Source organism: Thauera aromatica, from assembly GCF_023093595.1.
In the GTDB taxonomy this organism is placed as follows: domain Bacteria; phylum Pseudomonadota; class Gammaproteobacteria; order Burkholderiales; family Rhodocyclaceae; genus Thauera; species Thauera aromatica_A.
The window spans coordinates 76,735-88,966 of sequence record NZ_JALLIK010000101.1; the positions used below are offsets into that span (position 1 = coordinate 76,735).

Here is a 12,232-nt window from a genome sequence, read left to right on the forward strand (position 1 = left end):
TTCCGCTCAGGCATTCTTCCCGTACAGGGTCACGACGCAGGCGCCGCCCAGCCCCAGATTGTGTTGCAGCGCAAGGCGTGCCCCGCTGACCTGGCGGGCGCCGGCCTCTCCGCGCAATTGCGAAACCAGTTCCGTACACTGGGCGAGGCCGGTCGCGCCCAGCGGGTGTCCCTTCGACATGAGCCCGCCGGAAGGATTGACGACGTATTTGCCGCCGTAGGTGTTGTCGCCGTGTGCGATGAACCTTTCCGCCTCCCCCTCGCCGCAGAGCCCCAGCCCTTCGTAAGTGATGACCTCGTTCGAAGTGAAGCAGTCATGCAGTTCGACGACGTCGATGTCCTGCGGACCGATCCCGGCCTGTGCGTACACTTGCGCGGCGGCATTGCGGGTCATGTCGGCGCCGGCGAGATCGATCGGGTTGTCGTTGCGGGCCGGACGGTCGGTGGTCATCGCCTGGGCGAGGATCGGAATGCCGCGGGCAAGGCCGTGGCGGCGGGCGAAGGCTTCGCTGCACACGACCGCCGCTGCCGCGCCGCAGGAGGGCGGGCAGGCTTCGAGGCGGGTCAGGTAAGGGGCGAAAATCACCGGCGACTGCATGACCTCGTCGACGGTGAGTGGCTGGTTGAACATTGCCAGCGGGTTGTTCATCGCGTGTTTGCGGGTCTTCACCGCTACTTTGGCGAAGATGTCGGGATTGGCGCCGGTCTTTTCGATGTAGGCCAGGGCGGCGGAGCCGAACAGGCGATGGGCGTTGGATGCCGGCGGTACGCCCGGCACGATCTTTTCGAGCTGATCTTCCATCTCGAGCAGCGGGGAAGTGCGATCGTTCCACACCGCGCCCAGTGCGCCCGGGCGCATTTCCTCGAAGCCGAACGCCAGCGCACAGTCGACGCTGCCGGAGAGCACCGCCTGGCGGGCGAGGAACAGCGCCGACGAGCCCGACGAGCAGTTGTTATTGACGTTGAACAGCGGGATGCCGGTCATGCCGACCCGATACAGCGCGGCCTGGCCGCAGGCGCTGTCGCCGAAGACGTAGCTGGCGTAGGCCTGCCGGATTTCGTCGTAAGGGATGCCGGCGTCGGCAAGGGCGGCGCGAATGGCCTTCGACGCCATGATTTCATAGGGCTCCTGGGTGCCGGGCTTGACGAACTTGACCATCCCGACGCCGATGACCTGAACAGGTGCAGACATGAATGAATATTCCTTCGATGGATTTCAATGAGTGATGACGGTCATCGTGCGAGGTAGCCGCCGTCGACCGCGTAATAGCTGCCGGTGACGAAGCTGGCCTTGTCGCTGCTCAGCCAGGCGACGAGATTGGCGACTTCCTCGGTTTCGCCGAGGCGGCGCAGGGCGTGCATCTGTTCGAGCTGCTGGCGCGTTTCGGGAGGAACGTTCTGGACCAGCGTGGTATTGATGAAGGCCGGGCCGACCGAATTGATGCGGATGCCCTTGCTGCCATATTCCCAGGCGACCGTTTTCGTCAGGCCGACAACGCCGTGCTTGGCGGCGGTGTACGGGGTGATTCCTTCGATCCCGATCTGCCCGGCGATGGAGGAAATATTCACGATCGCGCCGCCGCCGGTTTCGAGCATCGCGCGCAGCTGGGCGCGAACGCCGTAGAACACGCCCGACAGATTGATGTTGATGACGCGTTGCCACTGGGCATCGCTCGTTTCATCCGTGGGGGTGAATTCGCCGCTGATGCCGGCGTTGTTGCAGGCTACGTCGAGACGGCCGAAGGTGCGTTTGGCCGCGGCGATCAGGACGTCATGGTCTTCGGCGCGGGCGGTGTCGGCGCGCTGGAAAATGGCCTTCCCGCCCTTGGCTTCGATCAGGGCGAGCGTTTCCCGGCCCCATTCTTCATTGATGTCGGAAACGACGACATTCGCGCCCTCGGCAGCGTAGGTGAGGGCAATGGTGCGGCCGATGCCGTTGCCGGCGCCGGTGACGAGCGCGGTCTTTCCTTCGAGCAGCATGGTGTTCTCCTTTGGTCTGGCTTGTCCGGGCGGGTGGGGGATCAACTGATCGTCATGCCCCCGTCCACCACGATTTCGGTTCCGGTGATCCAGCTCGATTGTTCGCTGGCGAGGAAGAGGGCGGCGTTGGCAATGTCGCCGGGGATGCCGGTGCGGCCGATGGGATAGGTTTCCCGCATTTGCCGCAGCGCGGTTTCGCGATCGGCGAAAACCCCGAGGCCCACGAAATCATCCACGAGCTTGCTGCCCATGTCGGTATCGACCAGGCCCGGATGGATCGAATTGACCCGGATGCCGTAACCGAGGCGGCCGCATTCGACCGCGGCGGCCTTGCTGAGCAGCCGCACTGCGCCTTTCGAGGCGCTGTATACGCCCAGCGCCGGGGTGCCGATCAATCCGGCCACCGAGGACAGGTTGATGATGCTGCCGCCTTTGCCCGCGCTTCCGCCCGGACGCATCGCCCGGATGGCGTGCTTGTGGCCGAGGATCACGCCGGCCACATTGACGGCGAGGAGCCGGTTGATGTCGGCGAGCTCGACGTCGGCGAGGAGGCCGGTCTGCTCGATGCCGGCGTTGTTGACGAGGATGTCCAGCCCGCCGAACTGCGCGACTGCGCGTGCCAGCGCGCGTTCCCATTGCGGCTCGTCGGCGACGTCGTGGTGAATGAACGCGGCCTTGCCGCCCTGATCCCGGATCTGTGCGGCAAGGGCCTCGCCGCGCGCCTCCTGGACGTCGCCGAGAAGCACCGACGCGCCTTCCGCCGCGAAACTCCGGGCAATGGCGGCGCCGATTCCCGCGGCCGCACCGGAGACGTAAGCGACTTTTCCAGTCAGATTCTGCTTCATGCAATGCACCTCCGCTGCCCGGTCATGAGCGATTGGCCAGGTCGATTCCCGACTTGCCCGGCGACAGGATGTTGTTCGGATCGAAGAGCTGTTTCAGGTCGTGGCAGATGTCCCGGAACGGCCCGAGCTTGCGCATCAGGTAGTCGCCGGTGGACAGCCCGGTGCGGTAGGGCAGGTAGCCGACCTCGCAGTAGCGGTCGTACATTTCCCGCTCGCACTGCTCGGCGCGGCGGCGCTCTTCGGCATCGCTGCGATCGAACAGCAGCCAGATGATGTGGTGCAGATCGCGGCCGGTCCCCAGGATCAGCTCCGCGGCATAGTGGAAGCCGTACTTCGCGTAGGTCTCTTCGGCGATCCGGATCTGCTGTTCGACGGCCTCGTTGGTGACCGGGGCGACCGGCGAGATCCACAGCGCTCCCGCCTTGCCTTCCCAGTCCGACATGTCGAATTCCCACAGCGGCTCGCCGCGCATCGCCTTTTCCCGTGCCCGCCAGTAGGGGCTCGCCGCCTGTTCTTCCGCACTCAGGAAGCGGCAGCCGGGAAGGGCCGAGCGGAAGGCGTCTTCGACGATGCCGCGATAGGTCCGGACGGTTTCCGGCAGGCCGTAGAGCGCGCCGGCGAAGTTCCACTCACCCAGCGCGTACCTCTCTTTCAATGCCTTCAGGGTTTCCGCCGGATAGTCGAAGCGCCGGCCGACCCGGGGCAGGATGTTTTTCCCCTCGCCCCAGCACGCCGTCAGTCCCAGCGCTTTGCGCACGTGGGTGACGCAGGCGCCGTTCGGAATGACCATGTTGAGCTTGAGCGGGCGCAGGATTTCGACCGCCTTGTAGACTGCCGCCGGGTCGTCCATGGTCACCGCGAGCGGTTCGTAGGCCGGCGGGCGCGGCATCAACCAGAAGCCGGCCTTGGTGACGATGCCGAAATTGGACTGGGTGAACAGGCCGTCGAGCGACGGTCCGTAGCCCCACTTGAAGACCTGCCAGGTCTGCGAGTTCGGCAGCGTTCCGGTGCCGGTGCGCAGCACCTGTCCGTCGGCGAGGACGACTTCCATGCCGCAACTGAACAGGAACTTCTCCCCCAGCGGGGTGTACCCGGCCCCGCGCTCGGTGATGTTGCCCAGGCACGACCCTTCGGGGCTGCCGCTCGGGACGTCCATCCACAAGGGAATGTCGTTGTCCCTGAGGTAGCGGTAGAGCTGGGCGAAGGTCACCCCGGGCTCGACCAGGGCGTAGGCGAGCTCGACGTTGACCTCGAGGATGCGGTTCATCCTTTTGAGGTCGATGATCAGGGTCCCCGGGGTGGCGGCACAGGCCATGCCGTAGCCGCGGTTCTGCCCGCCGCTCAAGGTCCATACCGGCGTCTTGGCGGCGTTGGCGATTTTCAGCACCTGCTGGAGCTCTGCCGTCGACGCCGGCCGCACCACGGCGGCAGGCAGGATGTCGGCGGTGGCGAGCATGTTGACGGAATATCGCGAAAGGCTTGCGGTGTCGGTCAGCAGATGTTCCGCGCCGACGACGCGCTCGATCTCCTTCAGTGCCTGTTCTACGGTCGGTTTCATTGCACTGCGCCTCCGTTGCGTGGATCGCTGGACCGGAATGTCCGGCTTGTTCTGGAAAAAAGGGATGGCCGCTGCGGGCCGGCGCCGGGGGGAAGGGATTCATCGGGCGCCGGATGCATGGCGGGGGCTAAAGCGTCTGGCCTTGCAGCACGCGCAGCAGCTCATCGACGCCGTGCACGGTCAGGTGCGGCCAGCGCGCCGGTGGTAGATGCGAGAACGAGTCCGCATCGCCCAGCCCGGTATGGACCGCCACCGCCAGCGCGCGGCCGCGGTGCGCCATCGGGACTTCCAGTTCGGGATCGTCGCCGACGACCGCCAGGTCCTTGGCCCGCACCCCGAGGCGGCGGGCCGCAGCGCTCAGGGCATGGATCGAGGGCTTGCCCACGACCTGCACCCGGCAGCCGGTCAGATCCTTGAGCATTGCCGAAATGGCCCGGGACGTGCCCAGCGTCCTGCCCGCCGCGGTGGCGAAAAACAACGCCTGCGAAGCGCTGAAGGCCTGTGCTCCGCCCCACACCGCGTAGCAGGCCGCTTCGAGGTTGTTCATGGTGAATTCGCGGTACCAGCCGATCAGCACCGCATCGGCCTGGGGTCGGCCCACCGGGGCGACGACCTCGATGCCCGCCTTGCGCAGCGGCATCGCCAGACCGTCGCCGCCGAGCACCAGCACGCGCTTGTAGCCGCGCTGGACGAACAGATCCACCGCGCTGCTCGCCGGCGTCATCATCGCCGCGTCGGGCAGGGCGAAGCCGAGCTTGCGCAGCGTGGTGGCGTACTCTTCGGGCGAGCGCGTGGTGCCGTTGGTGAAGACGGCAAACGGGATGCCGCGCGCGCTCAGCCAGTGGGTGATTTCGAGCGCGCCCGGGAGCGGCTTCATGTCATGGTTGCGCTCGTTGCCGAGCAGCAGCGTTCCGTCCATGTCGAAGACGAAACCGCGGGTGCGGCCGAGGCGGGCGAGGGTGGCTGCGGGAATGTCCGGTCCGGCAAAAGCGATGCTGTCGTCATGCATTGGCGTTCTCCTGGCTGCCGTTACCGTGCAGTTCGAGGTGGAAATTGGGTTTGTCGATCACGATGTCGGAGACGCCCGGGCGGGTCTGCAGCTCGCGCAGCAGCTTCAGCACCGGTTGCACGTCGGGGTTGTAGTGCCGGCGCGCGGGGCCGGCGGCGATCATGGCCTCGACCTGTTCCGCCGGCATCGTCGCGCGCAGCAGGAACTCTTCGTCCGAAATGCCGGGCGGGAACTGGCGGCGCATTTCCGCCAGCGGCGGCGGCGGCGGCTCGTTCATCAGCTCCTTGGCGCGCGGGCGGGCCAGGATGCGGTCCTTGACCTGGGGGTCGATGATGCCGGTTGGGCGGCCGAAGTTGCCGAGGACGTAGCGGATCACCTGGTCCGAAACGTTGGCGTAGCGTTCGTTGCCGATCACGTTGTAGAAGGCCTGCGAGCCGAGCATCTGGGGGAAGGGGGTGACCATGATCGGATAGCCCAGTTCGGCGCGCACCCGGCTCAGCTCCTCCATGACCTCGTCGAAGCGATGTTCGAGCTTCAGTTCCGCGAGCTGGCGCCGGGTGGTCGAGATGTAGCCGCCCGCGGCCTGGTGGCGCAGGAAGGCGGCATCGAACTCCTGGGGCATGCCCGCCGGCAGGTTCTCGGCGGCGGCGATGCGGGTGAAGTAGTTCGACACCAGGGCGAGCGCGCGGTCGTCGACGTCCACCGTGTGGCCCAGTTCGCGCAGGTTGGCGACGACGCGCTGCGCGTTCGGCAGCGCAGTGCCGCTGCTCAGTGCGCCGCAGCCGACCTGCAGGGCGTCGATGCCCAGCTCGGCGGCGGTCATGTAGGTGATCGGCGCCAGCCCGATGTTGCAGTGGGAATGCAGTTCCAGCGCCTTGCCGCCCCGTTGCGCCTGGATCGCCGGGATCAGGGTGCGCGCCCGCTCGGGGGTCAGGATGCCGGCCGGGTCCTTGATGTAGAGGCGGTCGATGTCGGGCGAGCGGGCCAGTTGCGCGGCGAAGTTCGCGTAGTAGGCATCGTCGTGCACGACGCTGATGGTGTAGGTCAGGGCCGCGATGATCTCGCTCGCGCCGGCCTTGCGCATCATCTGCGCCGATTCGAGCATGGCCTGCGCATCGTTCATCGGGTCCATGACGATGAAGCGCGAGATGCCGTTGATGACGAGCCGGTCATACACGAGCTGCATGAACTCGGGGTGCTGGCTCTCCCAGGAGATGAAGCGCAGCCCGGTGCCGATGAATTCCAGCGGGGTGTTGGGCATCGCCGCGTGGGTCAGGCGGATGCGCTCCCATGGGTCTTCGCGGTGGGTCTTGATCGCCATCCCCATGTGCGTGCTCGAGGCGTAATTGATGGCGCGGAAACCGACCCGGTCGAGGATCGGGGCGATCGACAGGATCTGCGGGGTATTGAGCCCGGTTGCGCCCCACAGGCTCTGGTTGCCGTCGCGGATCGAGGTGTCGATGAGCTGGAGATGGGCCATGTCAGCTTCCTTTCGCGACACACGGGTCGCGCAATGCGGTCGCCCGGTTTTCCAGGAACCAGGGGAAATAAGCGGTATTCACGCCGCCGCGGGCGAACTCCTCCTGCGCCATCAGTTCGGCGTGCATCGGCAGGTTGGTGCTGACGCCGGTAATCTCGCACTGCGCCAGTGCATGGCGCAGGCGCTCGAGGGCCTGGGCGCGGTCGGCGCCATGGACGATCAGCTTGGCGAGGAGGGAGTCGTAGAACGGGGGCACGCGCGCGCCGCTCTGGATGTGCGTATCGACGCGCACACCTTCGCCGAGCGGAAACCGCGCGCGGCTCACCGTGCCCGGGCTGGGGCGAAAGTCCTGGGTCCAGTCTTCGGCGTTGATGCGGCACTCGATGGCGTGGCCGGCGAGGTGCACGTCGTCCTGGGTGAAGCGCAGCGGTTTGCCTTCGGCGACCGCGATCTGTTCGGCGACCAGGTCGAGCCCGCAGATCGCCTCGGTGACCGGGTGCTCGACCTGGATGCGCGCGTTCATCTCGAGGAAGTAGAAGGTGTCGCGCTCGCAGTCGACGAGCAGTTCGACGGTGCCCAGCCCGCGGTATGCGAGGTGCCTGGCGAAGGTGACGGCGGCCTCGTGCATCGCGGCGCGCAGGCCGTCGCGCAGGTTGGGGGCCGGGGCCTCTTCGACCAGCTTCTGGTAGCGGCGCTGGATCGAGCAGTCGCGCGTGCCCAGATGAATCACGTTCTCGCCATCGCCCAGCACCTGCACTTCCACATGGCGGCCGGAGGCGACATAGCGCTCCAGGTAGACCCGGGGGTCGCCGAACGAGGCATGGGCTTCGGCCATCGCCAGTTCGATCGTCGCCGCGAGCTGGCTCGGCTCGTGCACCAGCTTCATGCCACGGCCGCCGCCGCCGCTGACGGCCTTGATCAGGACCGGCCAGCCCGTTTTTTCAGCGACCGCGCGCGCTTCCTCGATGCTGTCGACTTCGCCGCCGGGGACCACCGGAAGCCCGGCCGCCAGGGCGTGGCTGCGCGCCTTGAGCTTGTCGCCGACGGCATCGAGCTGGGCCGCGGTCGGGCCGATGAAAATGATCCCCGCCGCGGCGCAGGCCTGGGCGAGGTGCTGGTTTTCGGACAGGAAGCCGTACCCGGGGTGGATCGCATCGGCGTTGGCCGTGCGCGCGGCGCCGACGATGGCATCGACGCTGAGGTAGCTGACGGACGACTTCGCCGGGCCGATGCAGATCGTCCGGTCGGCCAGGCGCGCCGCCAGCGACTCGAGATCGGCCTCGGAGGCGGCGAGGACGGTTTCGATCCCGAGGCGCTGGCAGGTGCGCACGATGCGCACCGCGATCTCGCCGCGGTTGGCGATGAGAATGCGGCGGATGGTCATGCGCCCTCCGCCTCGATGAACATCAGCACTTCGCCGTGCTCGACGGTGGCCGCGTCCTTGGCGCAGATCTCCACCACCGTTCCGGCGGCCCCGGCATAGACCGAATTCATCAGCTTCATCGTTTCGACGATACCGACCAGGGTGTCGGGCCCGACGCGGCTGCCCACTTCCACGAACGCAGGGGCGCCGGGCTTGGGCGCGCGATAAAAGGTGCCCAGCAGCGGCGTGCGGACCGCGGTGAGGTGCTCCTTTTCCGCATGTCTGGCTTCCGCTGGGGCATGGGCGGTGCTGGCGGCCGGCGCGGCGGCCGCGGTGGCCGGCGACAGCAGCTCGGGAGCGGAAAGGATCTGCGCTTCCTGCGTCCACATGCCGTCGCTGCCACGGCGCAGCTGCAGCTTGAAGCGCAGGGTCTGCAGGTTCAGTTCGTTGAACGGCCCCGCGTCCAGCAGTTGCAGGATCTCGTTGACGTCTTCGTTGGTCAGTTTCATTGGCTTGCAGCCTCGCTGCGATTTTTGGAAAAAGCGATGGCCTGCTCGACCAGCGCGTCGGCGAATTGCTCGTCGTTGATATGGAGGGGCAGCTCGATCACCGCTATGCCGGGGGGCATCGCCTGCTTCAGGTGCGCGGCGAACACCGGAGGCAGGGACGGATCGTGGAGGTGGCCATCCGGGCTGTCGTGATTGGAAAAGCCCTGCAGCGGCACGAAGAAGGCGACCGGTCCGCGGGCATTCCGGATCAGGCCGGCGAGGTGCTCGGCGTCGTTGCGGAATTCCTGCGCTTCGGCGCGCACCGCAGTCAGTGCCGGGTTGTGCTCGTGGTAGCGCTTGCCGGGGAATCGCACCTTGGCTTCCGCCAGCGGCCCGGCGACGAGGAAATCGAGGTTGCCGGGGGCGAAAATGGTCGGCACCCCTTTTTCCAGCGCCGCCTTGCCACGATCCGGGCCGGTCGCGCACAAGCCGCCATGAAGATATTCGCTGATCTCGATCAGGGACAGATCGATGACCACCGCGACGTCGCGCTCGCGGATGATCTGCTCCATCGCCGCGCCGCCGGTGCCAAGGGTGTGGAACACCATGACCTCGAAGCCTTGCTCCTCGAGCGATCGGCGGATACGTGCGCTGCATTTCTCCGTGGTGCCCAGCGTCGAGATGGTGACCAGCGGCTTGTTTCCGGTTTCCCCGGATTGGTAGTCGCGGGCCATGGCCGCTGCGGCGAGCGCGCCATTGCGGAAGGCGCTGCGGGTGATCGAGTTGAGCCCGGAAATGTCGCACACCGGATTCACCATCACGATGTCCTTGGCGCCGACGAACGGACGGGTCATGCCCGAGGCCATGGTGGAAATCATCACTTTGGGCAGGCCATAGGGAAAGCTCTGCATGATCCGGGTGGCAAGCGCGGTCCCCATCGAGCCGCCGAGGCCGAGGATGCCGCTCAGGCCTACGTCATGGTGCAGTTCGTGGGCGCACTTGAGCGCACCCCTGGTCATCACTTCCAGACATAAGCCTTCGTGCCTGAGCGCGCGGATATCGGGCATCGTCGTCTCTGCGGCGGCGGCGATCTGCTCAGGCCCGATCTCCGCTCCTTCGTCCACGGTGCGGCGGATGCTGGGGTCCAGGTGATAGACCTCGACTCCGGCCTCTTCCAGGCATTCCCGTATGTATTTCGATTCCTGTTCCTTGGTGTCGCGGGTGGCGATGAGAAGCACCTTCGGTTTGTCGGTCATGATTGTCTCCGGATCTTGTGGTTGCCGTGCCCGCTGTCAGCCCAGTGAATAGTCGTGCTGGGTCTTCGCGTAGTCGATGAAGAAGTCGAGGGCCTGGGGGTTGGCCATGGCGTTGCGGTTGACCGCCTTTTCGACCGCAATGCCCATCAATATCTTGCGCACCGGCACTTCCATCTTCTTGCCGGTGAGCGTTGCCGGGATGGCGGGCACGGCGATGATCCGGTCCGGCACGTGGCGCGGGGTGTATTCCTTGCGCAGGAGGGTGTTGATCCGCTGCACCAGGGCTGCATCGAGCTGGACGCCGGCACGCAGCTTGACGAATAGCGGCATGAAGAACTGGTTGTGCGGCAGGTCGAGATTGACGATCAGCGCGTCCTCGATCTCGTCGAGCGCGGCCAGCGCCCGGTAGATTTCCGCCGTGCCGATGCGCACCCCCTGGCGGTTCAGGGTCGCGTCCGAGCGCCCCAGCACGAAGCAGCCGCCGCGCGCGTTGATGCGGAAGAAGTCGCCATGGCGCCAGACGCCCGGGAAGTCCTCGAAATAGGCTTCGCGGTAGCGCACCTGCCCGGGGTCGTTCCAGAAGCCGACCGGCATCGACGGCAGGGGCGCGGTGATCACCAGCTCGCCGACTTCATCGACGACCGCTTCGCCCCGCTCGTTGAACGCGGCCGCGGCCACCCCAAGCGACGGTGCCTGGATCTCGCCGGCATGAACCGGCAGGGTCGGCACGCCGCCGACGAAGCCGGTGCAGCAGTCGGTGCCGCCGCTGCCGGTGGCGATCCACAGGTCTTTCTTGACGTTGTCGTAGAACCAGGCGGTGCACTCGGGCGACACCGGCGAGCCGGCCGGCATGATCGCGCGCAGTTTCGACAGGTCGTAGCGGGCTCCGGGCACGATGCCGGCCTTGTCCATGATGTCGACATAGGTCGGGCTGGCGCCGAAAAAGGCGGCGCCGCAATCCTGGGCCATCTTCCACAGCACGTCGGGGGTCGGATAGGCCGGGTTGCCGTCATAGAGCACGGGGCAGGCGCCGACCAGCAGCGAGCTCGCGACCACGTTCCACATCATCCAGCCGGTGGTGGTGAAAAAGAAGCTGCGCTCGCCGGGGTGGATGTCCATGTGGAAGGCGAGCAGCTTGTGCATTTCGAGGAGAATGCCGCCATGGCCGTGCACGATGGCCTTGGGCAGGCCGGTCGTGCCCGACGAGAACAGGATCCACAGCGGATGATCGAAGGGCAGCGGCTCGAACGCGAAGCCGTCGGCCGGAACGGGAGGGTGATCGAGCAGGCTTTCCCATGACCGCACCCGTTCGCCGGCCGGGGCCGGGCTGTGCGGATCGAGGTAGGGGAGGTGGATGACGTGCTCGATACTGTCGAGGGCGTCGATGATTTCCTGAACCTCCCCGCGGCGGTCGAACGCCTTGCCGCCATAGCGGTAGCCGTCAACGCAGAACAGCACTTTGGGGGCGAGCTGGGTGACCCGGTCGAGAACGCCGTGAGAGCCGAAATCCGGCGAGCAGCTTGCCCACACCGCACCGATGCTCGTCGTCGCCAGCAGGGCGATGATCGCCTGCGGGATGTTGGGCAGGTAGGCCAGAACGCGGTCGCCAGGCTTCACCCCGAGGCGGCGCAGCTGCGTCGCGAGGATGCGCACCTGGCCGGCCAGCGCTTCCCAGGCCATGGCGGTCAGGGGGGCGTTCTCGCTCAGGTACAGGAGCGCATCGCCACCGGCGCGCTCCTGGCGCAGGACGTGCTGCGCGTAGTTGAGCTTCGCCCCGGGAAACCACTGGGCGCCGGGCATGTTCCGGGCGCCGAGCACGCAGGTGGGGGGAGACGAGGCCTCGATCGAAAAATAATCCCAGAGTGCGCCCCAGAACGACTCCAGATCGGTCACCGACCAGCGCCAGAGCTCGCCGTAATCGGCGAATTCCAGCTTGCGGGTGGCCTGCAGCCAGTTCATGAACGCAGTCACGTTCGCGTTCGCTACCCAGTCGGCGCTGGGGGTCCAGAGCAAATCGCCTTCCTTGATCATCGATGCATCCCGGGTCCGTTGGACAAGAATTTGGTGCTTAAACTGCGTACATCGCTCGATGTCTGATATTCATCGCGCTGCCTTGTATTTAGCAAGACTGATGCCAGGATGGTCGTGGAAGTTGAATTGTGCGTCGCAGCAAATTACAGCCGCGGATTTCTGATAGACATTCCTGTTCGATGGATCAAAAATACTGCTGTGCAGCATTTATGGTCTGTGGCCT

Annotated in this window: 10 protein-coding genes; all 10 read right to left on the reverse strand. The window is 66.2% G+C overall.

Annotation, left to right across the window (positions count from 1 at the left end; translation table 11 throughout):
- Positions 1-6: 6 nt before the first annotated feature.
- Positions 7-1,191, reverse strand: coding sequence for a lipid-transfer protein (locus MXC99_RS09500; RefSeq protein WP_247725215.1), 1,185 nt, complete (start codon positions 1,189-1,191; stop codon positions 7-9).
- Between the two features lie 41 nt (positions 1,192-1,232).
- On the reverse strand, positions 1,233-1,979 hold the full coding sequence (locus tag MXC99_RS09505) for an SDR family NAD(P)-dependent oxidoreductase (RefSeq protein ID WP_247725216.1): 747 nt from the start codon (positions 1,977-1,979) through the stop codon (positions 1,233-1,235).
- 41 nt (positions 1,980-2,020) lie between these two features.
- Positions 2,021-2,824 (reverse strand): glucose 1-dehydrogenase, encoded by an 804-nt coding sequence (locus tag MXC99_RS09510; RefSeq protein WP_247725217.1) that lies wholly within the window; start codon positions 2,822-2,824, stop codon positions 2,021-2,023.
- A 22-nt stretch (positions 2,825-2,846) separates the two neighbouring features.
- Complete coding sequence (locus tag MXC99_RS09515) at positions 2,847-4,382, reverse strand: FAD-binding oxidoreductase (protein ID WP_247725218.1); 1,536 nt, start codon at positions 4,380-4,382, stop codon at positions 2,847-2,849.
- 127 nt (positions 4,383-4,509) lie between these two features.
- Complete coding sequence (locus MXC99_RS09520; RefSeq protein ID WP_247725219.1) at positions 4,510-5,391, reverse strand: HAD-IIA family hydrolase; 882 nt, start codon at positions 5,389-5,391, stop codon at positions 4,510-4,512.
- Complete coding sequence (locus MXC99_RS09525) at positions 5,384-6,871, reverse strand: biotin carboxyl carrier protein (RefSeq protein ID WP_247725220.1); 1,488 nt, start codon at positions 6,869-6,871, stop codon at positions 5,384-5,386. Before MXC99_RS09525 ends, MXC99_RS09520 begins: the two co-directional genes overlap by 8 nt.
- 1 nt (position 6,872) lies before the next feature.
- Entirely contained in the window at positions 6,873-8,255 is a 1,383-nt protein-coding gene (locus tag MXC99_RS09530) for an acetyl-CoA carboxylase biotin carboxylase subunit (protein WP_247725221.1), read from the reverse strand.
- Positions 8,252-8,743 carry an acetyl-CoA carboxylase biotin carboxyl carrier protein gene (locus tag MXC99_RS09535; RefSeq protein WP_247725222.1) on the reverse strand — a complete coding sequence of 164 codons (492 nt, stop codon included), beginning with the start codon at positions 8,741-8,743 and terminating at the stop codon, positions 8,252-8,254. The genes MXC99_RS09530 and MXC99_RS09535 overlap by 4 nt, the downstream gene beginning before the upstream one ends.
- Positions 8,740-9,978, reverse strand: coding sequence for a Tm-1-like ATP-binding domain-containing protein (locus MXC99_RS09540; RefSeq protein WP_247725223.1), 1,239 nt, complete (start codon positions 9,976-9,978; stop codon positions 8,740-8,742). The genes MXC99_RS09535 and MXC99_RS09540 overlap by 4 nt, the downstream gene beginning before the upstream one ends.
- Positions 9,979-10,014: 36 nt before the next feature.
- Positions 10,015-12,009: an acetoacetate--CoA ligase gene (locus MXC99_RS09545; RefSeq protein WP_247725224.1), complete on the reverse strand. Its 1,995-nt coding sequence runs from the start codon at positions 12,007-12,009 to the stop codon at positions 10,015-10,017.
- Positions 12,010-12,232 lie beyond the last annotated feature (223 nt).